Below are 26224 nucleotides of genomic sequence, written 5' to 3'. Positions count from 1 at the left end.
AAACTATTCTCATTTTCAATGATAGAGCAATGGACGAATAGAGCGGCGATTCAGTAACGGCGGTCGCGGGTCCGGTGCAACAGATAGACGAAGAAGGGCGCGCCCACCCCCGAGACGAAAATGCCGGCGGGCAGGTCCTTGGGCAGGAAGGCCACCCGACCCAGCAGGTCGGCGTAGAGCACGATCAGGGCACCCACCAGGGCGGCGGCGGGCACCAGCCGGGCGAAGCCCCGCCCCACCAGGCGGGAGGCGATATGCGGCGCGACCAGGCCCACGAAGCTGAGCCCTCCGGCGAAGGCCACAGCCGCGCCCGCCAGGGCCACGCTGCAGGCCATCAACACCAGCCGGCTGCGCAACAGGTTCACCCCCAGCCCCTGGGCCACGGCGTCGCCCAGCGCCATGGCGTCCATGTGCCGGGCATGGGCCAGGCACAGGGGAAGGGCCACCAGCAGCCAGGGCAGCATGCCCAGCACGTCCTGCCACTGGGTGGCGTAGAGGCTGCCGGTCAGCCACACATAGGCGGTCATGGCGGCGGCATCGTCGCTGATCACGATCAACAGCGTGGTCAGGGCCCCCATGGCGGCGGAGAGCCCGATGCCGACCAGCACCAGGCGCGAAGGGCTGACGCTGCCCTTCCAGGCCACCAGGAACACCAGTAGGGCGGCGATCAGCGCACCGATCAGCGCGGCGGCCGGCAGCCAGTGGATGCTCAGGGTGGTGCCGGCCAACGCCAGGAAGGTCACGGCGGCCAGGGCGGCGCCGCTGGTGATGCCGATCACGTCTGGAGAGGCCAGCGGGTTGCGCACCATGCCCTGGAGGATGGCGCCGGCCACGGCCAGGGCCGCGCCCACCAGCACGGCCAGCAGGAGGCGCGGCAGGCGCAGCTCCCAGACGATAAAGGCGATATCGCTGTCCTGGGGCGCGGCCAGGGCGTGCAGTATCTCCCTGAACGAGGTGTGGAAGCTGCCGAGGCCGAGCGACAGGCCCATGCTGGCCAGCAGCACCAACCCGAGCAGACCCAACTGGCTCGCATAGCGTGCCCGGCCGACATCGGCGGTGGCGGCGCTCGCGGAGTTCAGGCGGTGGTTTAGGGAAGGGGAATGGGTCATGGTCAGGCCAACTTTCTGCGCGCCAGGTGGATGAAGAAGGGCGTGCCGATTAGGGCGGTCATCACCCCCACCGGGACATCCTGAGGGGGCATCAGAAAGCGCGATGCCACATCGGCCAGCAGCAGCAGGCTCGCGCCCAGTAGGGCACAGGCCGGCAGTAGCCAGCGGTGGTCGACGCCGAATAGCCCCCGAGCTATGTGCGGCACGATCAGTCCGACGAAGCCGATCATGCCGGCCAGCGCCACCGAACTGCCGGCCAGCAGGATCACCGCCAGGCCCAGCAACAGCTTGATGGTGCCGGCGCGCATGCCCAGCCCCTTGACCATGTCATCGCCCAGCAGTAGGGCGTTGGCGTGGCGGACGAGCAGGGCGCACAGCAGCAGGGCGGCGCCGAACAGCGGCAGCAGCGGCACCACCAGGGAAAGCTCGCGACCGGAGACGGAGCCGGCGAGCCAGTACAGCACACTCTCGAAGCTCTGGCGGTCGATGATCAGCAGGCCCTGGCTGAACGAGACGAACATGGCGGTGACGGCCACCCCCGCCAGTACCACCCGCAGCGGCGACAGTTCCCCATGACGGCCGCGACTCAGCAGCACCACCAGGCAGGCCGCCACCAGGGCTCCCAGCAGCGCCGCCCAGACCACCTCGGCCGGAGCGTGGAGGGGCAGCAGCGAGACCGCGATCACCACGAAGAACATGGCCCCGGCGTTGATCCCGAGGATACTCGGCGAGGCCAGCGGGTTGCGGGTCAGGGTCTGCATCAGGGCGCCGGCGATGGCCAGGCTCGCGCCGACCAGGGCGGCGATCACCGCCCGCGGCAAGCGCTCCGTGAACAGGATGATATGCGCGACCCGGCTGGGGTCGTAGTGCAGCAGCGCCTCGAGGAAGGTGGTGGGGGCGATCTCGGTGGTGCCCAGCATGACGCTGGCCACGAAGGACGCCGCGACCAGCATCAGCCCCAGCAGCAGCCCCAGGCCTCGGGGAAAACGGCCACTCAGCATGCGGCGGACTCCTCGTCGCGGGGCCGGGACGCGGCGGCGGCATCGGCGGAGCAAGTCGTGGTCTCCACTTCGGCCATCTTGGCCGGCGCAGGCGTCGAGCGCTCGTCGGGGTTATCCAGCCCGTAGTGGGCGTAGAGATCATCGAGCATGGCGTTGGCGGCGAGGATGCCGCCGCCCATGATCCAGTTCACCGCATCCACCTCGTAGACACGCTCGCCTTCCACGGCGTCCAGCCGCTGCCACAGGGGGTGGGAACGCCAGTGTCGGTAGTTGCGGGCGATGGCGGGGTCGTCCGGCTCCAGCAGCACGAAGATCACGTTGGCGTTCAGGACGGGAATGTTCTCCTCGCTGGTCAGCTTCATGCCCCAGCCCTGGTCCTGCACGGCGTCCGGTTGCTCGAAGCCCAGCTCATCGAGGATCGAGCCGGCGAACCCGGTGGAATAGAGACGCACATGGTCGCTCTTGAAGCGCACCACCGCGGCCTTCTGTGGCCAGGCGTCGCCCAGGGTGTCTTCGATGCGCCGGCGAAAGTCGGCCACGCGGGCGTCCCAGTGCTGCAGCAAGGCGCGGGCCCGGGCCTCTCGGCCGGTGGCCTCGGCCAGCAGCGCCAGGCTGGCCTTGAAGTCGAAGACGGTGCCGGTGGCGACCGTCGGCGCGACCTGTTCCAGCAGCGGCCTGACCCGCTCGTGGCGAAAGCGCGTGGCCATGATCAGGTCGGGGTCCAGCCAGGCGACCTTCTCCAGGTTGGGCTGGGTCTCCAGGCCGACGTGCTCGACGCCTTTGAGCGCGTCGCGCAGGTAGCGATACATGGGCTTCTCCAGCCAGGAATCGACGACGCCGACCGGGGTGATGCCCAGCGCCACCGCGCTGTCCGTCGCCCCCTGGTAGAGGGTGACGACGCGCTGCGGGGACGCAGAGAGGTACGTGTCGCCGAACGCATGGGCGACGCTGTGCCCGTCGCGGGCAGCGTCGGCGGCGAGGGTCGCGCTGGATGCCAGCAGCATAAGGGACACCAGCAGCGCCGCCAACCAGCGGCGTCGGGGCCGGGCGCGGGCAGTCATTGCGGCCTCCTGGGGGATGCGGTGTTCAGGGCGGGCTCGGGGGTGCGGGCCGGAAGAGACGGCCTCGCCTTCCTCGCCTAGTGAGGCGGGCGCTTGCCGGGCCACGGCGCGACCCAGCCGCCAGGCCAGCGGCAGGCAGAGCGCGGCGATGACCGCCAGGGCCAGGAAGGCCTGATGGAGGGCGTCGGCGCTCGCCTCGGTATAGGGCATCCCCCGTTGCAGCGCGGCCTTCACGGCCGTGTCGTAGTAGAGGGAGAGAGCGACCAGGCCGAGGGAGGAGACCAGGCGCCGGGCCATGTTGTTCATGGCCGAGGCCTGGGCCACGCTGCGTTCCGGCAGGTCCTTCATGCCCACGGTGGTGGAAGGCAGGTAGGCGCCGCCGAGGCCGAGGCCGCGCAGGCCCATCCAGGCCGAGATCATCCACACCGGGGTGGCCTCGCTCAGGGTGGCGAGCCCCAGTAGGCTGGCCAGCGTGACCAGCAGCCCGGCGCCGATGCACCACTGCGGCGGGTAGCGATCGATGAGCCGTCCCGCCACCGGCGAGCAGCAGGAAGCGGCAAGGGCGGTGGCCAGGAAGGTAAGCCCGGTGGTCAGCGGGCCGAAGCCCAGCGTGGCCTGCATCCACAGCGGCACCAGCAGGACACAGCCGAACAGGATAATCGACTGCAGGCAGGCCAGGACGACGCTGAGGCGGTACCCCGAGTGAGAAAACAGCGACAGGTCGAGTAGCGGCGTCTCGGCGCGCCGCTCGACGCCGACGAAGGCGGCGAGGGCCAGCAGGCCGACCAGGAGCGGCAGCAGGGCCTGAAAGCGCAGCAGGTCTGCCAGGGTCTCCACTCGGCTCAGCGAGAACAGCACCGTGCCCATCCCCAGGGTGATCAGCACGAAGCCGGGCAGGTCGAAGCGGCGCCGGCGATTGGGGGTTTCCGCCGACAGGTAGCGGTAGCCGCAGACGAGCCCCAGTAGCGCGAACGGCATGTTCATCAGAAACAGCGTCCGCCAGTGGCTGATCTCGAGCAGTAGCCCGCCGACGCTGGGGCCGATGGCCGGGGCGATCATCACGGCGAAGCCCCAGATCCCGCTGGCACGGCCTCGCTGGTCGCTGGGATAGGCGGAGAAGATCAGCGACAGGGACAGAGGCATCATCAGCCCCGCCGCCATGCCCTGCAGCCCGCGGGCGAGGATGATGCCGGCCAGGCTCTGGGCCAGGGCGCCGAGCGCGGAGCCGGCCAGAAAGCCCCACAGGCCCAGCAGGTAGATGCGCCGGCGACCGAAGCGGTCGGCCAGATAGCCGGTCAGCGGCATGGTCATGCCCATGGTGATCATGAAGAGGGTTACCACCCAGCTGACGTCCGTGGCGCTGGCATCAAAGACGGCCATCAGCTCGGCCACGGCAAGGTTCAGGGCGCTATTGTTGAGGCTGACGGTAAAGGTGCCCAGCAGCACACTGATGAGCACCTTTCCGCCATGTGCGGAAGCATTCGGCATGGACACTCACGTCGTCCTAGAAGTCGACCTGGTAACCCAGGGTGAGGGTGCGACCGCGGCCCTTGAAGTACAAATCGTCTTCCAGCGCGGACGACTGGGGGAACGACTGCGAGTAGTAGGTGAAGTAGTCCTCGTCGGTGAGGTTCTCGATGCCGAGGTTGGCGCGACCCACCGGCAGGCGATAGGCCAGGGAAGCATCCACCAGGCCATAGCCGTCGAACTCCAGGGCCGGATCATCGAAGCTGCGGTCGAAGTAGCGGCTGTACTGCAGATGCGAGGACAACTTGTCGGTCCAGGCGGCGCTCCAGCCGAGCTTCAGGGTGTCCGGTGCGATGTCACGCCCCGTCAGCTTGGTATCGACCTCGCCGTCGCCATCCTGATCGGACTCGCCCTCGGCATGGGTGTAGGTCAACCGCAGGCGATGGGCATCGCTGGGGCGAGCCTCGCCGGTGATCTCGTAGCCCTGGATCTCGGTCTTCTCCCGCTGGACCCGGTAGTTGCCCTGGGCATCGGGCTGGATGCGCTGGCCGAGGTCGGAGTCGGACTCGTAGTAGCTCAGCTCGAGGCTATAGCGCTCCCCGTCGAAACGGGCGCCGACCTCGCGGTTGTCGGTGACGATGGGCGAGAGGTCGACCAGGGTGTCGACGTCCTGGCCGGGGGTGCCTACGCCGCGCAGCACTCGGCCCACGTCCGGCATGCCGAAGCCTTCCGAGTAGTTGGCGTAGAGCTGGGCCCAGTCGGTGGCCTGGTAGACCAGGCCGGCGTTGAACAACGTCTCGTCGAAGTCGGGGTTGCCGCCCTTCACGGATACCAGGTCGTTCTCGACGCTGGTGCCGCGGTCCACGGTTGAGTAGTCGTCGACGTTCAGCTCGGCATGCTCCTGGCGAGCGCCGGCATGCAGGCTCAGCGAGTCGGTCAGGTCGTAATCGCCCTGGAGGAAGGCCGCAACGTTGCGGAACTGGGTCTCGGGCACATAGTTGCGGCCGGTCTGCACCAGCACCTGCTGGGTCTCGTCCTGCAGCAGGTCGACACCAGTTGTCAGCTTGAGACGGTCGTCGAGCAGGCCGTCGCGGCTCAGGGTGAATTTGCCGCCGACCTTGTCGGATTCGTTGCGGGTCTGGTCGAACTGCGTCTCGCCGTTCTCGTCCTGGTAGGGGAAGGAGCCGAGGCCGGTGGCACCAAACTGGGCGCGGAAGCGCTGGGTGTAGAGCTGGGCATCCAGCTCGTTGCCGAACCAGTCACCGTGGGAGTAGGCCAGTTGGGCCTTGGTCACCTCGTTATAGCCGGGCTCGCCCTGCAGGCTGCCCTTGCGGGCCGAGGTGGCGATGCCCTCGGAGCGATCGCCGGCCACCGGCACATAGTCGTCGTTGACGTCGAGGTCGAAATGATTGAGGGAGAGCTCGAGGTTCTGGTTCTCGTCGATCCAGTAGCCGAGCTTGCCGAAGAGGTCGTAGCTCTCGGAGTTCTGAATCTCGCCGTGGTAGGCGATGCCCACTTCCTCGTCGTTGCCGTCGAAGAACACCCCGCGATCCTGACGGCTGGCGGCGGCCAGGTAGTCCCAATCGCCACTCTGGCCGCTGATGCGGTAGTCCAGCTTGTGGCCGAAGCCCTCGGACTCGAAATCGTCGTCGCTGGTCAGGCTGATCCCGGCGTGTTGGTTGACCGTGCCGGCGTCGGCGCGCTTGGTGACATAGTTGATGATGCCGCCGGTGGCGCCCAGACCGTGCTCGGCACTGGCGCCGTGGATCACCTCGATGCGCTCGACCATGGAGAGGTCGATGGTATAGCTGTCGCGACCGCCGTCCCGCAACGCGTTGGTCTGGGGCACGCCGTCGACCATGAACAGCGCCGAACGGCCGCGCAGGGTCTCGCCGGAATTATTGAGCTTCTGGCGGCTCGGCGAGTAGGACGGGATCAGGTTGCTGAGCACCTGGCCGGGATCGTTGGTGATGGCCAGCTGCTGCTCGATCTCCTCGCGGGTGATGATGGTGACCTTCTGGGGCGTCTCGCCGGCTTGGCTCTTGTTGCGGGTGGCGGTCACCACCATCGGCGACAGTTCGTCGGTGGCCTGCGTCTGGTTTGTCGAGGCAGATTGCGCGACGGCCATGCCGGGCAAAACAGAGCAAAGGGCGACAGGCAGCAGCCGCTTGGTCGCAGGGTGATCGGAGTAAAGCATTCTGGAAGGTTCCTCTTGTGTTGAACCGGGGAGGTCGGGTGGTCTCAAAGCCGTTGTGTAGACATGGTCTTCCATATCGCAATCTGAGAGTTAATGATAATCATTTATATTTTATTTTTCAATAAAGATTTAGTAGCTTGGCTTTTGCCCCACGGCGAGCACTTGGTCGAGTTCCAAGCGCCTTTCCGGCCCTTCGGAATGATTTTGTGTCAGGCTCTCTATTCGTCAGCGTAGTTGTCATCTGATCGAATTTAGAGGTGATCAATATGTGTTATCCCGCAGAGCGTAAGGAAGCCATCTCGCAGGGCATCTCTACGCCTGGCGCAAGGAGGTCCGTGCCAAAGGTCGCTCGTTAGGTAAGGGGGCCTATGGCTGGACCTCTCGGGACAAGTTCAGTGCTGTGGTCGAGACCGCCGCGATGAACGTGCAGGGGATCGGCCGAATATTGTCAACATTGCGGCCTCTATCCCGAACAGCTCGAGCGGCGGCAAGCTACCGCGCAAGCGGATCAAGGCGTTGAGGAAGGAGCTGGCCGCAAGAACGACGCCCTGGCCAAAATTACTGCACTGTTGGCTCTGCGAAAAAAGGCGAAGGCGATCTGAGGAGACAAGGACACATGATCAGCACCCCAGATCGCCGCCGCGCCATAGTGCTGGCTGACGAAGCCCGCGCCCAGGGGGTTCGCCTGGAAGCGGTCTGCCGTGAGTTGGGCATTACCGTCCGTACCTACCAGCGCTGGGCGCGTGATGGAGAACTCCGCGAGAACTAGCGCCCTCTGGTCGACCGACCTGTGCCAGCTAACGTCCTGACATTATGGGGAGAGTTACCAACTTTATTGCGATGGAAATTGGTCAGGTTTCTGAAGGCTACCGTGAAAGTTACCAACTTTATTTATTTTTATATGTGGCCTGGTGCCGTAAAATGCGAGCTAAAGAGCCTTTTTGTTACCAACTTTATTCCATTCCCACAGCTGGGCCTCATCGATGAAAATTTCAGCTTGGCGATTACCCCCTCAAAACAGATAACGAACGCTCAGCCCAGGTGTTCTGGAATAGCGGCTTAATGGTAGAGCGCTTCAACGGCCGAATCAGCGACGTGCTTTCGACCCGGTGCTATGTTTCAGGCGAGGATCTGGAACAGACACTCAAGCGCTACGCTTGGCTGTACAATCACCATATCTCGCAGAAGGCGCTGCACCACCAGTCGTCCATCGCAGCGATGAAGGAATGGCAGGTCAAATGTCCTGAGTTATTGACCAAGCGGGTGGTCAATCACACGGGACTCGACACATAGGAACCACATTGAAAAAGAGCTTCAAACCAGCTCTACTGGCATAAAAAAGCCATGCCCCACTCTGAACTGCACCCCGAAAGTTGGACATCATCCAACCTTCGGGGTGTTTTTGATGGCGAAATATGACGAGAGCTTCAAGCTGCGGGTTATTCAGCAGTGTTTACGCGAGGACATCAGCCAGGGGGAAGTGGCTCGCCAGTATGGCGTGGATGTGTCCACCATCCGGCAATGGCTGGCAACCTATCGACAGCATGGCGTGTCGGGCCTGCGCAAGAAGTACAGTCACCACAGTGCGGCCTTCAAGCGGGAGGTGCTTGAGCGAATGTGGCGGGATGGCTTGTCACAACGCCAGGCTGCGGCCCTGTTCGATATCCGTGAGCGCAGCGCTATTGGCAGATGGGAGCGTCAGTACCATAGTGGGGGTCTGACTGCCCTGGAACCTCAGCGCAAAGGACGCCGCCCGATGTCAAAGAAGCCTCCTTCACCGCCCCTACCTGATAAAGAGCGCTCTCAAGAGGCGTTGCTGAAAGAACTCGCCTACCTGCGTGCCGAGAACGCCTATCTAAAAAGCTCGATGCCTTGATCCAGGCAGAGCAGGACGTGGCGCGAGGCAAAAAGCGCAAGTCGTCCAGGGATTAAGGCATGAGCACACCCTCGCCTTGCTGCTGCGAGCGGCCGGTCTCTCGCGCAGCACGTTTTACTATCAACGCAAGGCCCAGAACACCGGTGACAAATACGCGGCTCTGAAAACGCGTATACGCCAAATCTACGACCACCATCGGGGCGTTACGGTTACCGTCGCATCACCGCGGCCTTGAAACAGGCGGGCGAGACAGTCAACCACAAGACCGTGCAGCGACTGATGAAGAGTCTGGGCCTGAGGTCACTGGTACGCCGAAAACGATACCGATCCTATCGAGGAAGCGCAGGACGAATCGCGCCCAATCTGCTCGATCGTCAGTTCCAGGCACAACGTCCGAACCAGAAGTGGGTCACCGATATCACGGAGTTCAGCGTCAACGGCCAGAAGCTCTATCTATCGCCGGTCATGGATCTCTATAACGGCGAAATCGTGGCCTACCAGACCGGCAAGCGCCCCGTGCTCTCCCTGGTGATCGATATGATGCACAAGGCGTTGACTCGGTTGGAGCCAGCGGACAAGCCGCAGCTGCACTCCGATCAAGGCTGGCATTATCAGCACCCGGCTTACCGGCGCTTGCTGAAGGAGCGATCCCTGATTCAAAGCATGTCACGTAAAGGCAACTGCCTGGACAATGCAGCGATGGAGAGCTTTTTTGGCACCCTCAAGGCCGAGTACTTTTATCTGAATCGGTTTCGAGACGCTTGAGCAACTGCAGCGAGGACTCGACCACTACATCCACTACTATAATCACGAACGCATTAAGTTGACGCTAAAAGGCCTGAGCCCTGTGCAGTACAGGACTCAGGCCTTGGGTGCCAGCTAAATGAACCGTCCAACTTTATGGGGTCAGTTCACTCAAGGGACATGGCTTGTTATAGATCGCTTAAAGAGGGCCAATCAGTCGTTGAACACGGCTTCCAGACTCTCCGCCTTCAGGGTGTTTTCTATCCATTTTTTGAGCTGATCATTACTGGCGGCGGTAATGCGTTGCTCAGCCCATTCCGGCACGTCATTAAACTTGAGGATAATCAAGCTTCGCAGGCTATCAATTCGACCCTGCTGCACGCCTTCATTAACGCCTTCCTGACGCTCTCGCTTGGCCCAGCTTTCCAGATTGTCTGCCAACATATCTCGATCCTCCATCAAACTGCTCAGCTCATCCGCGCCGACGTCGGTACCCAGCCATTTCAAATGTCGCTTGAACCAGCGGGTGATGATTTCGTCCATGCGTTCCTTGTGCGGGTGCGCCTGAATACTCGCCAGCATCCGATCAACGGCGCTTTGTAGCGCCTCGTAGCCTGACTTGGCGTTTTCCACCCCGAATACGCCACTTAGCGGGGAGTTGCGTTCAGCCAAATCTTCGTCGCTATAGCTACGTTCTTCTACCAGATAATAGCGCAAATGTGGCTGGTAAACGCGTAAAAAGCCCGGTGGCTTCGGGCGTACCATCTGATAGACGTCTTCCACCGCCGTCCAGGGCTGGTTGCCGTTATAGAGCACGACGGGGAATACCGGCGGAAGCCCTTTTTTTGCCGTGGTGACGCCGTTTTTGATCAGGTGATCATGGAAGCTGGCGACGTAGTGCATCATCCGCAGCGGCATGCGCTGATCCACCGTGGACTGAAACTCCAGCAGGATATACAGATAGACCCGCTGGGTGACACCTTCCCACGTCGCATCCACCGACCAGACCACATCCTCGATCTTCTCTTCGTAGAGCGGCGTGATGTAGTGGCCGTTGTGCTGCTCAAGCGTGGAGAAATCCATCAGCGCGGCAATCTCGCTCGGCGCAAAGCCGTCGATCAGTTGCTCCACCAACTCGGGGTGGCTGAAGAGCTCCTTGTATCCGGTATCGTGATGCGGGCTGGCCATGCGGACTCCTGTGCAGTGACCAATAGTTTATCACATAACGGCAAAATCCACGGAAAAGCCCCTTTCTCGGGGCTTGTAGGCCGCTTATCCCGGTGGTGAGAGGTAGAGTCTTCACGGCGAGCTTTTGGGCAGAATAATGGCCTTCCTTGGCGTTACGCAGGCGTTGATGCCATTGCCTTCGAGCTGAACATGCGTCCGCGCAAACGCTTTGATTTCAAATGTCCGATTGAAATGATGGGCGAACTGATAGATAAGCGTCACAAGCGTCCCTCAACGATTCAATGAGGTGTTGCACTCAGAGTCTGCATTCACCATGAATTAATTGATAATCATTCTACTCATGCGATTGCCCTGCAGCCTAAGACTTTACAGAAGTGTGGAGCCTTGCTAGCGTCAGGTCATCGAGCCAAATTGCTCGATCGGGTTTGGCGACCCGGAAAGCAAAAGGCGCACAAGCGCCGCTTCCATGTGTAGGCGCTTTTTTACTGCCTGCCATGTCTATGGCGGTCGTGCGTGGGAGACCTCCGGGTCTGCCGGTTACCTTTTGCACCGGTTCGCCAACCTGCGTACGGCCGCCCCCAGCCTGTTTGGCGACAGCGGGGACGGCTCCAAGCAAAAGGAGTCCTACCCATGGTCCATTTGACCGCACCCCACCATCGTAACAAGAACAGCGCACGAGCCGCTGCCCACCGCGCCATGGCCATCGCCGCGCTGCAATCCAACAGCAGCCTGAAAGTGCGCTTCCGCCGCTATAACGCGCATATGCGTAAGGCCAACGCTCTGTCCCGGACGGCAAACGTCATCTCCCGGCATCAGGAGGTGACGTCATGAGCCCGAGCGTTGATCTCGCCAATACCCTGCCCGTTCAGAAAAGCCGTATGAGCGATCCATCTGACCGCATGATTGCTGAAGCACTCGACAATCTCCTGGTGGATCACGCTCGCTCAAGGACGACATTCACCATTATTTCGCTGCGTGATCTCCTGCTCCAGCAGTCCGGGGTCAAGGGGTTCAAGCCGGATATGCTGCGCTACCGCGTACGTGACCGCCTGAGGACCCTGGAGAAACAGGGCCTTCTCGAACAGGTCGATGTGCTGGGAAAATGCCGGAAAGTCTTTCGCCTGAACATCGATAACGGGCCGGCTGACCCGCCTGCGACCGAGGATGGTCACGCGGGCAAGGAGACAGTGCCTGCACTCAAGGCCGACGACAACCCGCCTGCCTCTCAGCAACCATCGCCAGTGTCGGATGTACCCGAGGCGTCCCCCGAAACACCGAGCGCGTCTTCCGATCAGCCAGCCATAACGGATGGCGAGCTGCAGGCTCACCTGGAATGGGAGCGACATACCCTGCGAACGGAGATGGAAACCGTCATGGGGGAGTCCGAATATTACCGGCAGCTATTGGCTCGGTTTCCCCGGGCATCAGGTTGGATTACTCCGATGATGGAAGCGGCCATCGCCCAGGGCAGCCGGTTGAAGGGCCAGCTGGACGCGAATATCAAGCTGCGTCGCACCCTGGCGGATGAAGACCGTGAGGAGGGCGAAGCATGAGCCAGCAACTTGACCAGGCCACAGCGTTTGACCTGCCGCCCCTTCGGCGCTGGCAGACCGAGTGCCTGCAGCAGGCACTGCAAACACTGTCGCCGCAAACACCGCACTTTCTGTGCCAGGCCACGCCGGGCGCCGGCAAGATGTATTTTGCCGCGTCTCTGGCCAACGTTCTGCTGGAGCAGGATGTGATTGATTATGTCCTCTACCTGGGACCGACCCGCGCTGTCGTCAGCAGCGCGGTGGCATCGCTCGAAGAGGTCACCGATCTCAGCATGAATGGCCAGCTGGGCGCCTCGGGCGCCGGCTTTACCTACCATGCCCTGAAAAATCGCCTGAACGACCTCATGCGCCTGGGACAGCAGGCACGCATTCTTCTGATCTGGGATGAAAGCCACCATGCTGCCGGTCATGAGGGAAATCCGGCCGCCGGCAATGAGTGGGGCAGGGCGCTGATGGCACTGGAACGGCATGTGCTTTATACCGTAGCGCTTTCCGGTACCCCGTGGCGTAGCGACGGGAGTTGCATGCCGTTGTTGCGCTATCTGGAAGTGGATGATAGCCGCCACGAAAAAAAGAACGCGACATCCTCAACCCCGCCAGAGCAACACGAGCTGCAGCCGGACTTCGTTTATACACTGCGTGATGCCATCGCCGATGGCGTCTGCCGCTACCCCCAGGTGGAGCTGGTCGATAATCGCTCCATCACGCTGAAGGGGGTTCATCTGAAAACCGGCCGGCCGGAAACCCATCGCTTCTCCCATATCCCGGGCCTGTTGAGACACCCGGCCGTTCACTACGCGCGCCTGGTGCATGATGATGCCCTGATCGACAGGTTGCTGACGCTGGGATGCCAGCGCCTGGCCGCGGTGCGCCAACAGCACCCGGACGCCGCCGGCCTGGTGGTGGCGGCCGACATCCAGCACGCCGAAGGGATTGCCCAGCAACTGGAGGAACGGGGGCATGACGTTTGCCTGGTCACCAGCCGTGAACCGAACGCTCACGCAAAACTGCAGCGTTTTCGTGAGGGCACCAAACCGTGGATTGTCTCGGTCGGCATGGTCAGTGAGGGCGTGGATATTCCGCGGCTGCATGTCTGCTGCTATCTCAGCCACATCCGCACCGAAACATTTTTTCGGCAGGTGCTGGGGCGGATTATCCGACGCACCCATCAACACGACACGACCTGCTACTGGTACGGGCTCAATGAGCCGTTGCTGCGTCATCATGCGCGCCGGTTGAGCGATGATCTGCCCGAGGATCTGGCCAGGGTCACCGCCGACACGCCGTCCGACTCACAGCAGGGGACGAACACATCGGCACCCGGCATGGCGTCGCCGGATACACCGCCTGACAACGCGACATCATCTGCTGAAGGGCCGGGAACCACGCTTGATTCATCGGACGTGTCATTGACGTTTTCCGGCCATTCCACCGCGAGCACCCACCAGACTGACGTGGCGTTTTCCCGGGATTTTTTTGAGCGCCTGGTGGCGCTGCGGCTGACGGATTAAAGGCTTTTTTACTCCCGGTCGCATAACGCGTGCTGAAAAAAATTTATGCAATAGGGCAAAAATCTCAGCGTGCCCCTTATTAACTGATGTATGCCGAGAAACATCCATCTATTAGGAGGTCACATGGCCCTACTGAGACTGCCCGAGGTGCTCAAAAAATGTTCATTGAGCCGTTCGGCGCTCTACCGGCTCATGGAGGCGGGGGATTTCCCACGACCAGTCAGCATCGGAAAGCGCAGCAAAGCCTGGGTAAAACACGAAGTCGAGGAATGGATCGATAATCTGATTCGTCAGCGTAATGATGACTAAGGGCAGAATACGGGCGAGGAGAATCTTTGTCCGGCTTGGTTTGGTGCCGTCTGCCTGAGCAGGTAGTCTGCGTCGCATTGCGGTTGAAATGAGGCCGCCTGAATGGCGGCTGACATCATTCTGCGCTCTATATAACCGGATATTATCGGCAAGCTTATGCCTTTACACTCTTCAACGTGTGACTACGACTCTGATCTCACCGGCGGTCCGCTGATGGTGCGCGAAAGCCGTATTGTGGCAGAGCTGCTGCTGGCCGACGTTGACGATGCCGCCTGGAAGGCGGCCATTATCGACGATAACTGCCTGCAAAAAACGCGGCCGGCCACGGCCAGGCGCGTGGCGCAAGCCATCCGTCAACGCCTGGCGCGATTGCCTTCTCCATTTTGGCGGGCGTTGTGCGATGGTGACGAACAATTCGCTACCCAACTGGCCTTTTGTGCGGCGCTGGTGCGCAACCGGCTACTGTTGGAGTTTCTGGAAGTTGTCGTCGCCGATGCGTTTGTGGTTCAAGCCGAAACGCTTAAGCCCTGGCAGTGGGAAGAGTTTCTCGAGGAGCGGAGCTCGCGGGATCCGGCGATCGCTCGTTGGTCAGCCTCCACGCGAAAAAAGATAAGGCAAGTGGCGTTTCGCATGCTATACGAAGTCGGTTTGATCGCCGACAATCATCATCGCCAAATACAGCCGCTGATCGTTCGCGATGATGTGCTGACGCTGCTTGAGCATCATCACCTGGATAGAATCCGCCGCTGTCTGTTGGCCTTGCGCCCACGCTAGGCGTTGATGCGTCGTATCAGGGATAGGGCCGTCGTGTGCTCGCAATAAAGAGCAATGCCCGCCATGTCAGGAAGAAGCCATTGACCTCATCAGACCATACCGCCCCGTATCAGATAGATGCCCAGCTGCAGGAGCGGCTCAACCGGATACCGGAAAAGATCACCAGCGATACGTTTCTGTCTGGCCAGGGTCTGGGCAACGAAATCGGCTTCTGGATCTTCGATTATCAGCCGGAACAAGAGCTTCAGGTCCGCGAGTATCTGACCTTTCTCAAAGGCTTGTTGACGCGCCAGCATGCGGAGCTCCAGGTGGATCACGTCAATCTGCTGGCGCTTCTGCGTGATTACCTGAGCGAGCGCGGCTTTCTGGACAAGGCCATTGCCATGCAACAGGCCAAGGGAGATGCCGCCCTGCTCAAGGCGCTGCGCGGCCCGCTGCACATGGATAAGCTGGCTCCCTACCTGATACGACATGCCCTGTCGGATGATCCTGATATGGTGCTGATATCCGGCGTTGGCAACGTCTGGCCGATGCTGCGTGCCCACAGCCTGCTCAACGCCCTGCACAGCAGGCTCGGGCACAAGCCGCTGGTCATCTTTTATCCCGGCGGGTACGACGGTCAGCAGCTGACCCTGTTCAACCGGGTAACCAGCAACCCTTATTATCGTGCCTTTCAGTTGGTGCCATGAAAACGTCCTGAAAGGTCGTCAGACGTTTTCATCTCCAGCAGGTATGGCCACATCGCTCCCGTATCGCCTTGCCTTGTGCAGAGGCACGGAGCCTGGCATTGCTGCACTGATTTCTTGCCTCCAGGAAGGAACCGACATGTCCATGCAGATTCAGGATCTTTTTCTCAAGCCACTGCACCGTTCCATCAACGGTGTGGTCAAGGCCGATCAGAACGATCGTGAAACGGTGTACCAGGAGCTTGACGAGTACGTCGTCACCAACGAGCTGGAAACCCACTTCCGCGCGTTTTTTGAATCCTACGCCACGCCGCTGGACGATCCGTCCATTGCCAACCGTGTTGGCGTGTGGATCTCGGGCTTCTTCGGTTCGGGCAAGTCGCACTTCCTCAAGGCGCTGTCGTATCTGCTGGCCAACGTCGAGGCCGAAGACGACGTGGGTAATCAACGCCGCGCGGCCGATTTCTTTGATGAGCACAAGCTCCAGGATGCGACGATCCGTGCTGATGTGGCCAAAGCGGTGCGGCAGCCGGCCGACGTCATCCTGTTCAACATTGACAGCAAGGCCGGCTCCAACGACGACGGCAACCCGATTCTTGGCGTCTTTCTGCGCGTCTTCAACGAGTACCAGGGGTTCAGCGGTGATCACCCGCATATCGCCCACATGGAGCGTCACCTCGCTCAGCGCGGTGCCCTGGAGCGCTTCCGTGAAGCCTTTCAGGCGGCCAGCGGATCGGTCTGGGAAGCCGAGCGTGACGGCTATCAGTTCAACCAGGACGATACCGAATGGGCGCTAAGCCAGGCGCTCGACATGTCGCCGGAAGCCGCGCACAAGTGGTTTGAGGAGTCCGAAGACGCCTTTAGTGTGTCGGTCGAGAGCTTTTGCCGCTGGGTAAAGGAGTACCTGGACGCCCAGCCCGCTGGACGGCGAATGGTCTTCATGGTCGATGAGGTCGGGCAGTTCATCGGCAGCGATACGCGTCTGATGTTGACGCTGCAAACCCTGACCGAAAATCTCGGCACCATCTGCGGCGGTCGTGCCTGGATCGTGGTGACCTCTCAGGCCGACATGGACGCCGTCCTGGGTGATATGACCGCGGCCAAGGCCAACGATTTTTCCAAGATCGCCGGACGTTTCAAGACGCGGCTGTCACTGTCCAGCTCCAACTCTGACGAAGTGATCCGCAAGCGCCTGCTGCCCAAGACCCCCGAAGCCGCTGACGAGCTGGCGCGGGTATACGATGACCAGGGCACCATTCTACGCAATCAGCTCACCTTCGACCGCTCCGGCCCAACGCTCAAAAACTTGGAAGATGAAGACAGCTTCATCGCCAATTACCCGTTCGTGCCGTACCACTTCCAGCTGGTACAGAAGGTATTTGAAGAAATCCGCAAGGTAGGGGCCACCGGCGCGCACCTGGCGTACGGCGAACGCTCCATGCTGGACGCCTTTCAGATGGCGGCCAAGGCCGTCAGCGACCGGCCCATCGGCACGCTGGTGCCCATGCACAGTTTCTACCGTGCCGTGGAAGGTTTTCTGGATACCGCCGTCAAGCGCACCATCAACCAGGCCAGCGATAACGTGGCGCTGGATGAAGGCGACGTGGAGATTCTGCGCACCTTGTTCATGATCCGCTACGTGGATCTGGTCAAGGGCACCCTCGACAACCTGGTGACGCTTTCCATCACCCGCATTGACGACGATCGCCTGGCGATTCGTGAACGCCTGGACGGGACGCTGGCGCGGCTGGAAAAGGAAAGCCTGGTGACCCGCAACGGTGAGGAGTTTCTGTTCCTCACCAACGAAGAGCGCGACATCACGCGCCAGATCAAGGCCACCGAGATTACCGGCAGCGACGAGAACAAGCTGCTGGCGGACATGATTTATCGGGATCGCCTGCGTGACCGCAACAAGTATCGCTATCCGCTGAACAGGACCGACTACAGCATTGGCCGCTATTTGGACGGTCATACCATTGACGGCCGCCTGCAAGGCCAGCTGCGCGTTGAGGTCGTATCGCCGCTGGATATCGACTACGGTCATCGCTACTCGGTACACAGCGGTGAGACCGGTTGCCTCCACCGTAGCGGGGAAGACGGTGGCCAGGTGTTGATCCGACTGGGCGACAGCAAGGCCTTTTTTGACGATCTGCGCACCTACATCAAGACCGAGAAGTTTATTCGCCTGAATACTGCCTCGGGAGACAACAGCATTGAGCGCATTCTGGCTGACCGTGGGCGAGAAAATCAGGAGCGTCGCAAGCATCTGCTGGTACGGCTGGAAGACATGCTGCTGGACGCTGACGTTTATGCCCTGGGCCAGAAGCTGGAACTGAAAGGCAGCCATCTCGCCAGCCGCCTGGACGACGCCTGCGAGTATCTGCTGGAAAATACTTACAGCAAGCTGGGCTACCTGGCGGTACTGACGCCGGAGCCCATGCGCGAGCTGCTGGCGATCATGACCGCCGACGATATCGGGGTGCAGGCTATCGATCTGGACGGCGAAGAGGGTAACCCCCAGGCGGTGCGTGAAGTCGAGCAGTACATCGGCCTGCACGGCAGCGAGCCGGTACCGCTCAACCCGCTGTTGGAGCGTTTTAGTAATCGGCCCTTTGGCTGGCCGACAGACGAAACCCTGCTGGTGTTGGGTCGACTGTACGCTGCGGGTCGGCTCACGTTTCATACCTCGGGCTCAACGCTTGGCGGCAAGGAAGCGTTCGAGCTGCTCAACAACAGCCGTCAGCGCAGTGGCGTCAGAATCCATAAGAAACGCCGGACCGATGACGCTGTACTGCGCGAGGTCCGCAACCTCACCAAGGATCTGTTCGCCAGGCTCGGGCCCACCGGCGAGGCCGAGCTGTATGCCTTCTATATCGAACAGTTTAGCGCCTGGAAAAAGGATCTGGAGGCCTACCGCAGCAAGACAGAGGTGAGCCACTTTCCGGGGCGTACTGTTATCGACAGCACCCTCAAGGAGGTCGAACGCCTGCTGCGCATCGACGACAGCTTCGATTTCTTCAAGGCGGTGAACAAGCAAAAGGATGACCTGCTCGACCTTGAAGAGGACTATCGCGACCTCCACGAGTTTTTTACCAAACAGCTCACTATATGGAACCAGCTACAGCAGGCGCTGAACCGCTTCGCGCCCAACCGTACGGCGCTGGAGAAAGAGTCCGAGGCCCAGGCAGCGCTGGCCGAGCTGGATCGCATCTACACCTCCGACGCGCCCTACGGCATGCTGCAGAACGTCGCCGGGCTGATTCACACCGTTGATCAAACCAACACGCAGCTGCTGGCGCAGAAGCGCGAGAACGCCGCAGGGCTTATCGACAAGCGCATTGCCCGCGTGAGCGCCGAAATAGATAAAAGCGGCATCGGTACGCCGGATCTGAGCAACCGTCTGCTGCGCCCGCTGCAGCTGCTCAAGCAGGATATCGACGCCACGCCCAATATCGCGCAGATCTACATGCTGCAAAGTGAAACCGCAGATGACCGCGAGCAGGAAAGCCTTGGTGAGCTCTACCGTGAGCAGCAGGCCGAGGCGGAACGCCAGCGCACGGCAAGCCAACAGGCAGGCAGCAGCAAAAGCGACAACAGCGCAGCGGGCAATACCAACTCCCAGGCAGACAGCACAAGCCAGCACAAGCATGGCACCGCCGCGAGAGCACGAAGCGGCCCAGCCACAGGTGTTGGTGAAGTGCGCGAGCCTGCCGCCGTTGCCGCACCCAAGCCGGTTACCAGCGTCAGCGTCAGCGACGTGTTAAGTCACAGCCACGAAGGCGTGTATCTGGAAAGCCAGCAGGAAGTGGATGCCTTTCTGGAAGCGCTGAGAAAAGAGTTGGACGACGCCATTCGGGCGGATAAGCGCATTCGTTTGCGGTAATATCAGGAAATTCTCAGAAAAGCATGACAGGAGAGACCCTGTGGAACAGTTCAGTGACTACATCGTTTATGTGGATGAAAGCGGCGATCACGGCTTGCAGTCACTGGACCCCAATTACCCCGTATTTGTTTTGGCATTTTGTATTTTTCATAAGCGCTACTACAGCGACGTGGTGGTGTCCGAGCTGCAGAAATTCAAATTCCGCCATTTTGGCCACGACCTCGTCATTCTGCATGAGCACGAGATTCGCAAGGAGAAAGGCGATTTCACGTTGTTCCGCAACCGCGAGCAAAAGCAGGCGTTCCTGGGTGAATTAACCGGCATCATCGATACCAGCCGCTTTATTTTGGCCAGCTGCGTCATCGAAAAAAATCGCCTCACCCAGCAGCAGAAGGAATCAGAAAATCCTTACCACCTTGCGCTCGGGTTTTGTCTGGAAAGCCTCTACCAGCTTCTGGTCGAGAAAGGGCAGGAAGATAGGCTGACACACGTCGTCGTAGAAAAGCGTGGCAGAAAAGAAGATGACGAGCTGGAGCTTGAGTTTCGCCGTATCTGCGACGGAAAGAATCGTCTGAATCAAACCTTCAATTTCAACATTCGTTTCGCCGACAAGAAGGCCAACTCGGCAGGTTTACAGTTGGCGGATCTGGTGGCACGCCCTGTTGGGCTGCACATCATGAGGCCAGAACAGCCTAATCGCGCGTTTGAAACGCTCAAGCCGAAGTTTTACTGCCAAGGCGGCAGGCACCATACCGGTGTGGGCTATGAGCAGTGGGGGTTAAAACGCTTCCCCCGGATAAGCGAAGGGCCCCGTTGATACTCAACGAGGCCCAGACGCCGACCGGGTTCTCCCAGTCCATTTTCCGCAATTATAGTCACTACATCGTCGCTTAAGCAAGCAGCGCGCCGCGCTTGATGTACATCTATTTCGTCGGTTCTGTCGGGTAACCGGCAGTCTGCATCATCAGGATTTCAGCCATGAACACCGCCAACATCAAACAATACGCGCCCCGGGCACGGGTCGATTTTATCAACGCCATGACCCGCCAGGCCGCGCTTTACGGCATTACCCCGGGCGCGCAGGGCGAGGGGCATATTGCCGAGGCCAAGGTGCGCGGCGATGTGCTGATTATCACCCTGCCGGACGGCCAGACCCTAAGCCTGCCCAAAGCCGCACAAGGCCCCCGCGATGCGCTGGCCCGCCGGGTAGCGCAGCAGGGCTTTACCCAGGCGATGGAGCAGGCCGCTTACAGCTGGTTCAACCGCTTGTGCGCCATCCGCTTTATGGAGCTGAAGGGCTACCTCGACCACGGCCGGCGGGTGCTGTCGCACCCTGATCGCGAGGGCGGCTTTCAGCTGCTGGACGACTGCCTGGAGGTGGATCTGCCGGGGCTCGACGCTGCCCGCGTGCGCGAGCTCAAGCTCGACGGCACCCAGGACGAAACCCTCTACCGTGAGCTGCTGTTGGCCCAGTGCCGCGCACTGCACACGGCCATGCCGTTCCTGTTTGAGCCGCTGGATGACGCCAGCGAGCTGCTGCTACCCCGTAACCTGACCAAGACCGACTCGCTGCTGCGCGAACTGGTGGACGCCATCCCCGAGGAAGACTGGGCCGACGTCGAGGTCATCGGCTGGCTGTATCAGTTCTACATCGCCGACAAGAAAGACGACGTGATCGGCAAGGTAGTCAAAAGCGAAGACATCCCCGCGGCGACCCAGCTGTTCACCCCCGACTGGATCGTCCAGTATCTGGTGCAGAACTCGCTGGGCCGCCAGTGGCTGCAGACCTACCCCGGCTCGTCCCTCAAGGGCCAGATGCCGTACTACATCGAGCCCGCCGAGCAGGAGCCCGAGGTGCAGGCCGAGCTCGATGCCCTCATCCCGGCCAACCTCGACCCCGAGGCGCTCAAGGTGCTGGACCCGGCCATGGGCTCCGGCCATATTCTGGTCGAAGCCTACAACGTGCTGAAGGCGATTTACGAAGAGCGCGGCTACCGCACTCGAGACATCCCCCGGCTGATTTTGCAGAACAACCTGTTCGGGCTGGATATCGATGACCGCGCCGCCCAGCTCGCCGGCTTTACCCTGATGATGAAAGCCCGCGAAGACGACCGCCGCATCTTCAGCCGCATGGGGGGCGGGAAAGCCAGCCTAAACGTGATGGCGGTGCAGAGCACCCAGTACCTGAACGCCAACGAGCTATGGCGCGATCTCAACCTCACCGGCGACTGGCACCAAGGGCAGTCCCAAAGCCTGTTCGAGAGCGAGCAGCAAGAGCTTTCGAGTAACGACGGTACCTACAAGGCCATTGCCGACCTGATCGAGCGTTTTCATGAGGCCAAAACCTTCGGCTCGCTGATTGAAGTGCCGAGCGAGCTGGAAGCCCCGCTCAGCACCCTGCGCCAGGAGCTGGCCGAGCTTATCGACAGCGGCGACACTATGCAGAAAGCCGCCGCCGGCCGGCTACTGCCTATCGTTCATCAGGCCTGGGTACTGGCCCAGCGCTATGACGCCGTGGTGGCCAATCCGCCGTATATGGGCAGCAAAGGCATGAACAAGGCGCTGAAGGATTACGCCAAAAAAGCCTACCCCAACAGCAAGTCAGACCTGCTTGCTATTTTTATGGAGCATGCTTTCAGTTTGCTGGCCCCGCAGGGCTATAACGCCCAGATCAATATGCAGTCGTGGATGTTTTTGTCCAGCTACGAAAAGCTGCGCGACTGGCTGCTGGACAACACCACCATCATCACTATGGCGCACCTTGGCGGCAGGGCATTCGACAGCATCAGCGGCGAAGTGGTCTCTGCCACGGCGTTTGTCATGGAAAAAATCGCCAAGCCGGATTATCAGGGGGCCTACCTGCGTCTGGTGGAAGGGAAGTCCGAAGCCGAGAAGATTAGCGCGCTGCAGGAAACCATCCAGAACCGCGACTGCGGCTGGTTCTACGAAGCTAAGTCGGATGATTTTAAGAAGATTCCGGGGAGTCCGGTGGCGTATTGGTTAAATAAAAATATTGTAGAGAAATTTAATACATCTAAGCTTCTTGGAGAAGCAATGCCCGTTCGCGGAGGGATGACAACAGCTAATAATGATAAGTTTGTTAGGTTATGGACAGAGGTTGATTATAAAAAAATTGGAAAAGAGTTTTGGGTTCCATATAATAAAGGCGGAGAATTTAGAAAATGGTATGGCAATCACAATTGGGTTGTTTTTTGGAAAGATAGCGGTAGCGCGATAAAGTCAACAAGGAAGGCTTCAGTTCGATCAGAAGATTTTTATTTTAAAAAAATGATTGGATGGACTGATGTAACTAGCTTTAGTCAACTTGGCGTTAGAATATACCCGGAGGGATTTATTTTTGATGCAAGTGGCCCAGCCCTTTTTCCACAAAACGAAGATGACGAATTGTTGAGTCTTGGCTTCCTTGCTTCTAAAGTTGTATCTTTGTCTCTTAATGCTCTCAACCCAACCTTACATGTTCAATCAGGAAATATTTCGTGTCTGCCTTTTTGCAAGATGGAGGGCGCATATATAATATCTAATGCAGTTAAAGAGCTTGTGTGTATAGCAAAGAAAGACTGGGATTCTTTCGAGACTTCTTGGGGTTTTGAGTCGTTTGGTTTAATAGGCTTTGCTGAAAAAGATAAGCATTTGATAAGTGCGTATCAATCCATGCTGTATGGTCGAGTAAGTGCTGTGCGTAAGGCAATGGATCTTGAAGAAGAAAACAACTCCTTGTTTAATAAGGAGTATGATCTTCAAGATGAAATAACACCCAAAGTTCCATTAGAAGAAATCACCCTCACAAGCAATCCATATTACCGCTACGGCGGCAACCGCAGCGAAGAAGAGCTGGCGACGCTGCAGCAGTGCGACACGCTCAAGGAGCTGGTGAGCTACGCCATCGGCTGCATGATGGGCCGCTACTCGCTGGACAAGCCCGGTCTAATTCTTGCCAGCCAGGGCGAGACCGTCCGCGACTATCTGCAGCAGATTCCCGAGCCGCGCTTCGCGCCGGATGATAACGCCATTATCCCGCTCACCGATCAGGAATGGTTTACCGACGACGCCACTAACCGCTTCCGCGACTTAGTGCGCATCGTCTGGGGCGAGGAACACCTTCAAGAGAACCTCGACTTCGTCGCCGCGAGCCTCTGCCTGCACGCGATCAAACCCAAGAAGGGCGAGGCCGCGCTGGAAACCATTCGTCGCTACCTAAGCGCCCAGTTCTTCAAGGACCACATGCGCACCTACAAAAAGCGCCCGATTTACTGGCTGTTTTCCTCCGGCAAGCAAAAAGCCTTCGAGTGCCTGGTGTACCTGCACCGCTACGACGAAAGCACCCTGGCGCAGATGCGCACCGACTACGTCATCCCGCTCACCGACCGCCTCGCCGGCTACGTGCAAAAGCTGGAGCAGGACAAGGACGACAGCGCCTCCGCCGCCGACGCCAAACGCATCGAACGCGAGCTCAATAAGCTGTATAAACAGCAGGCCGAGCTCACCACCTTCGACGAGAAGCTGCGCCACTACGCCGACCAACGCATCACCCTCGACCTCGACGACGGGGTAAAGGTCAACTACGGCAAGTTTGGAGACCTGCTGGCCGAAGTGAAGCAGGTGGCGGGGGTAAAGCCGGCATGATCAAACAATATGCATCGTCCATTTCCGAGCCTACCAGCATCAAGGATCAGCCATGAGTTTTAGCACTGGTTACTGGCGCATCACCTGGATGGAGGAGTGGGATCAGGACTTTGTCGACCTGATCCAACCTGGCCACTTCCTTTTTGATAAAGATGGACTGGGCTTTTTCATGTTTGGGGCCGTCGAAGGCCAGCTGGACTACCGCCTGTCAGACGATGGCCAGCGCGTTGACTTTTCCTGGTCGAGCAACGATGACGGCGATATCAAATCCGGCCGCGGCTGGTTTGAGCTGACGGCTTCAGGTACCGCCAAGGGGCGGTTTTTCATCCACTGCGGCGATGAGTCGGCGGTGGAGTTAGAGTTTCAAAAATAAGCAGTGATGAAATGGCAAAGTACGAAGTAAAGCAAACCGCCGTCAGCCAGGTGCTGGCCGATGTCCGCAGCGACAAAATTGCAATCCCGGAGCTGCAGCGCCCCTTTGTCTGGAAGACGTCTCAGGTGCGTGACCTGATGGACTCTTTGTACAAAGGCTATCCGGTTGGTTATCTGATTACCTGGCAGTCAGTGGGCGCCAAGCTGAAAGGGGGTGAAGTTGCCGCGCATCAGCAGATTTTGATCGATGGCCAGCAGCGTGTAACCGCTTTGCGAGCCGCTATTGCCGGGCAGCCGGTGGTTGGAAAGCGCTACCAGAAAAAGCGCATTGTCGTCTCCTTCAATCCGTTAACCGAAGAATTTGCCACGCTGACGCCCGCGATCAGAAACAGCAGTCAGTGGATCCACGATATCAGCGAGATTTTTGCCGGCACGAGCCAGCTCACGTTTTTGCGCCGTTATTTCGAGAAAAACCCTGACGCAGACGAGGGGCAGGTTGAAGCGGCGGTCGGCAAGCTAGCGAATATTGAACATGCCCAGGTTGGGGTTATTTCCCTGAATGATGACCTGGACGTGGAGACCGTGGCCGAGATCTTTGTGCGCATTAACGCCAAGGGGGTGCCGCTTTCCAGCGCTGACTTTGTGATGAGCAAGATTGCCACTTACGGCGATGAAGGGCGCAATCTTCGTAAACTGATCGACTACTTTTGCCATCTCAGCGTTTCCGGCCATGCCTTTGATGACATCAGTGACAACGATAAGGAATTTGCCGATTCGGAGCATCTGGCCAAAATTCAGTGGCTCAAGAATCAGTCTGATGAGCTTTTTCAGCCCGAATATACCGACGTTATCCGGATTGCCGGGCTGGTAGGCTTCAGTCGGGGCAAGGCGAGCGCGATTGTCAGTGAGCTATCCGGCCTTGACCCGGAAACCCGCAAGATCGATGAGAGCCGCATTCCTGATGCGTATGCCCGGTTTTCCAGCGCACTGGATCAGCTGGTACGCAAGACACACCTGGAGCGCTTTGTGATGATGATCAAATCGGCAGGCTTTATCGATGCCAGTATGATCGGCTCAAAAAACGCGCTGAACTTTGCCTACGCACTGTATTTGCGCCTGCGCGATGATGATCAGCTGAACGAGGGAGAACGGGCGAAAATCGTTAAGCGCTGGTTCGTGATGACGCTGTTGACGGGCCGTGCCGTGGGCAGTTTTGAGTCCACCTGGGAAATGGACCTGCGCCGTATCAGCGAACAGGGTGCAGCAGACTATTTGCGTGTTATCGAATCCTCAGAGTTGGGCGACGGGTTTTGGGACGTCGCACTGCATCAGCAGCTGGTATCGCCAAGCAAGCGTAGCCCGGCTTTTCAGATTTACCTTGCGGCACGAGTCAATAACGGCGGGCGCGGCTTTTTGTCCAAGTCGGTCAGCGTCGCTCAGATGATCGAGGGGCACGGTGATATGCACCATATTGTGCCGAAGAACTACTTGATCAAGAACGGCTTTCCCAAGCAGGGAGATTACAACCAGATTGCCAACCTGGCTCTCACGGAAACGCCCATCAATATCGCTATCAAGGATCATCCTCCACAGGAATATATGGCTTGGGTGGCCGAGCAAATTGACTCGGGTGGGCTGAAAATAGGCGAAATTACCGTTCAGGCTGACCTGGAAGAAAACCTCCGGGACAACGCAATTCCTGATTTTATTCATGATGTTACCGCGAGTAACTATCAGGATTTTCTGGAGGCACGACGGGAGCTGATGGCAAAAATGATCCGTGATTACTATGAGGCGCTGTGAGCGAATGGTGATGGCGATCCATATATATATCACTACTTTCATCCAT

17 protein-coding genes and 3 pseudogenes are annotated in these 26224 nt (G+C 59.6%); 15 read left to right on the top strand and 5 right to left on the bottom strand.

The annotated features are described in order from the left end of the window. Positions 1 to 50: 50 nt before the first annotated feature. From C793_RS0100210 to C793_RS0100190, 4 genes are read right to left on the bottom strand one after another with little or no spacing between them, the layout of a single operon-like run. Complete coding sequence (locus C793_RS0100210) at positions 51 to 1109, bottom strand: FecCD family ABC transporter permease (protein WP_017428924.1); 1059 nt, start codon at positions 1107 to 1109, stop codon at positions 51 to 53. A gap of 2 nt (positions 1110 to 1111) precedes the next feature. Next, the gene (locus C793_RS0100205) at positions 1112 to 2110 is read right to left on the bottom strand and encodes a FecCD family ABC transporter permease (protein WP_017428923.1); all 999 of its coding nucleotides are present in this window, start codon (positions 2108 to 2110) and stop codon (positions 1112 to 1114) included. After that, the gene (locus C793_RS14900) at positions 2104 to 4659 is read right to left on the bottom strand and encodes a DHA2 family efflux MFS transporter permease subunit (protein ID WP_083871860.1); all 2556 of its coding nucleotides are present in this window, start codon (positions 4657 to 4659) and stop codon (positions 2104 to 2106) included. The genes C793_RS0100205 and C793_RS14900 overlap by 7 nt, the downstream gene beginning before the upstream one ends. Before the next feature lie 16 nt (positions 4660 to 4675). Further along, the gene (locus C793_RS0100190) at positions 4676 to 6835 is read right to left on the bottom strand and encodes a TonB-dependent receptor (RefSeq protein ID WP_017428921.1); all 2160 of its coding nucleotides are present in this window, start codon (positions 6833 to 6835) and stop codon (positions 4676 to 4678) included. A 616-nt stretch (positions 6836 to 7451) separates the two neighbouring features. Here C793_RS0100190 and C793_RS14150 point away from each other — a divergent pair. The 3 genes and pseudogenes from C793_RS14150 (at position 7452) to C793_RS14385 (ending at position 9594) form a co-directional block, all read left to right on the top strand. Then, entirely contained in the window at positions 7452 to 7604 is a 153-nt protein-coding gene (locus tag C793_RS14150) for a helix-turn-helix domain-containing protein (RefSeq protein WP_017428920.1), read from the top strand. Between the two features lie 293 nt (positions 7605 to 7897). Beyond that, positions 7898 to 8128: pseudogene (locus C793_RS0100180) on the top strand (IS481 family transposase); the annotation flags it as partial. Positions 8129 to 8240: 112 nt separating this feature from the next. Then, positions 8241 to 9594, top strand: a pseudogene (locus C793_RS14385) (IS3 family transposase). Between the two features lie 74 nt (positions 9595 to 9668). On the opposite strand, the gene C793_RS0100165 reads toward C793_RS14385, so the two are convergent. Beyond that, positions 9669 to 10643: an Rpn family recombination-promoting nuclease/putative transposase gene (locus C793_RS0100165; RefSeq protein ID WP_017428916.1), complete on the bottom strand. Its 975-nt coding sequence runs from the start codon at positions 10641 to 10643 to the stop codon at positions 9669 to 9671. Between the two features lie 162 nt (positions 10644 to 10805). Here C793_RS0100165 and C793_RS14380 point away from each other — a divergent pair. The 12 genes and pseudogenes from C793_RS14380 to C793_RS0100105 form a co-directional block, all read left to right on the top strand. Next, positions 10806 to 10928: pseudogene (locus C793_RS14380) on the top strand (IS30 family transposase); the annotation flags it as partial. Positions 10929 to 11273: 345 nt separating this feature from the next. Beyond that, entirely contained in the window at positions 11274 to 11474 is a 201-nt protein-coding gene (locus C793_RS0100155; protein ID WP_017428914.1) for a hypothetical protein, read from the top strand. Further along, positions 11471 to 12196: a VspR family transcription factor gene (locus tag C793_RS0100150; protein ID WP_017428913.1), complete on the top strand. Its 726-nt coding sequence runs from the start codon at positions 11471 to 11473 to the stop codon at positions 12194 to 12196. Before C793_RS0100155 ends, C793_RS0100150 begins: the two co-directional genes overlap by 4 nt. Then, positions 12193 to 13707, top strand: coding sequence for a DEAD/DEAH box helicase (locus tag C793_RS0100145; protein WP_017428912.1), 1515 nt, complete (start codon positions 12193 to 12195; stop codon positions 13705 to 13707). Before C793_RS0100150 ends, C793_RS0100145 begins: the two co-directional genes overlap by 4 nt. 123 nt (positions 13708 to 13830) lie before the next feature. Next, positions 13831 to 14016 carry a helix-turn-helix transcriptional regulator gene (locus tag C793_RS0100140; RefSeq protein WP_017428911.1) on the top strand — a complete coding sequence of 62 codons (186 nt, stop codon included), beginning with the start codon at positions 13831 to 13833 and terminating at the stop codon, positions 14014 to 14016. Between the two features lie 156 nt (positions 14017 to 14172). Further along, complete coding sequence (locus C793_RS0100135; RefSeq protein ID WP_026106005.1) at positions 14173 to 14790, top strand: DUF1819 family protein; 618 nt, start codon at positions 14173 to 14175, stop codon at positions 14788 to 14790. Between the two features lie 80 nt (positions 14791 to 14870). After that, a complete protein-coding gene (locus C793_RS0100130) occupies positions 14871 to 15479 on the top strand; it encodes a DUF1788 domain-containing protein (RefSeq protein ID WP_017428909.1) in 609 nt (202 codons plus the stop codon). A gap of 136 nt (positions 15480 to 15615) precedes the next feature. Beyond that, complete coding sequence (gene brxC, locus C793_RS0100125; RefSeq protein ID WP_017428908.1) at positions 15616 to 19359, top strand: BREX system P-loop protein BrxC; 3744 nt, start codon at positions 15616 to 15618, stop codon at positions 19357 to 19359. Positions 19360 to 19399: 40 nt separating this feature from the next. Next, complete coding sequence (locus C793_RS0100120; RefSeq protein WP_017428907.1) at positions 19400 to 20176, top strand: DUF3800 domain-containing protein; 777 nt, start codon at positions 19400 to 19402, stop codon at positions 20174 to 20176. 161 nt (positions 20177 to 20337) lie between these two features. Next, positions 20338 to 24003 (top strand): BREX-1 system adenine-specific DNA-methyltransferase PglX, encoded by a 3666-nt coding sequence (gene pglX / locus C793_RS0100115; RefSeq protein WP_017428906.1) that lies wholly within the window; start codon positions 20338 to 20340, stop codon positions 24001 to 24003. A gap of 52 nt (positions 24004 to 24055) precedes the next feature. Next, entirely contained in the window at positions 24056 to 24376 is a 321-nt protein-coding gene (locus tag C793_RS0100110) for a hypothetical protein (RefSeq protein ID WP_017428905.1), read from the top strand. A gap of 11 nt (positions 24377 to 24387) precedes the next feature. Continuing rightward, positions 24388 to 26178: a GmrSD restriction endonuclease domain-containing protein gene (locus tag C793_RS0100105; RefSeq protein WP_017428904.1), complete on the top strand. Its 1791-nt coding sequence runs from the start codon at positions 24388 to 24390 to the stop codon at positions 26176 to 26178. Positions 26179 to 26224: the final 46 nt, after the last annotated feature.

The sequence above is a fragment of the Vreelandella jeotgali Hwa genome (genome assembly GCF_000334215.1).
GTDB classification, from domain to species: domain Bacteria; phylum Pseudomonadota; class Gammaproteobacteria; order Pseudomonadales; family Halomonadaceae; genus Vreelandella; species Vreelandella jeotgali.
This window is presented reverse-complemented; position numbering and strand designations above follow the sequence as displayed.

Coding starts and splice junctions, on each gene's coding strand:
- C793_RS0100105 (WP_017428904.1), top strand. CDS start 24,388: ATGGCAAAGTACGAAGTAAAGCAAACCGCCGTCAGCCAGGTGCTGGCC.
- C793_RS0100140 (WP_017428911.1), top strand. CDS start 13,831: ATGGCCCTACTGAGACTGCCCGAGGTGCTCAAAAAATGTTCATTGAGC.
- C793_RS0100165 (WP_017428916.1), bottom strand. CDS start 10,643: ATGGCCAGCCCGCATCACGATACCGGATACAAGGAGCTCTTCAGCCAC.
- C793_RS0100190 (WP_017428921.1), bottom strand. CDS start 6,835: ATGCTTTACTCCGATCACCCTGCGACCAAGCGGCTGCTGCCTGTCGCC.
- pglX (WP_017428906.1), top strand. CDS start 20,338: ATGAACACCGCCAACATCAAACAATACGCGCCCCGGGCACGGGTCGAT.
- C793_RS0100155 (WP_017428914.1), top strand. CDS start 11,274: ATGGTCCATTTGACCGCACCCCACCATCGTAACAAGAACAGCGCACGA.
- C793_RS14900 (WP_083871860.1), bottom strand. CDS start 4,659: ATGCCGAATGCTTCCGCACATGGCGGAAAGGTGCTCATCAGTGTGCTG.
- C793_RS0100205 (WP_017428923.1), bottom strand. CDS start 2,110: ATGCTGAGTGGCCGTTTTCCCCGAGGCCTGGGGCTGCTGCTGGGGCTG.
- C793_RS0100110 (WP_017428905.1), top strand. CDS start 24,056: ATGAGTTTTAGCACTGGTTACTGGCGCATCACCTGGATGGAGGAGTGG.
- C793_RS0100150 (WP_017428913.1), top strand. CDS start 11,471: ATGAGCCCGAGCGTTGATCTCGCCAATACCCTGCCCGTTCAGAAAAGC.
- brxC (WP_017428908.1), top strand. CDS start 15,616: ATGTCCATGCAGATTCAGGATCTTTTTCTCAAGCCACTGCACCGTTCC.
- C793_RS0100210 (WP_017428924.1), bottom strand. CDS start 1,109: ATGACCCATTCCCCTTCCCTAAACCACCGCCTGAACTCCGCGAGCGCC.
- C793_RS0100135 (WP_026106005.1), top strand. CDS start 14,173: ATGCCTTTACACTCTTCAACGTGTGACTACGACTCTGATCTCACCGGC.
- C793_RS0100145 (WP_017428912.1), top strand. CDS start 12,193: ATGAGCCAGCAACTTGACCAGGCCACAGCGTTTGACCTGCCGCCCCTT.
- C793_RS14150 (WP_017428920.1), top strand. CDS start 7,452: ATGATCAGCACCCCAGATCGCCGCCGCGCCATAGTGCTGGCTGACGAA.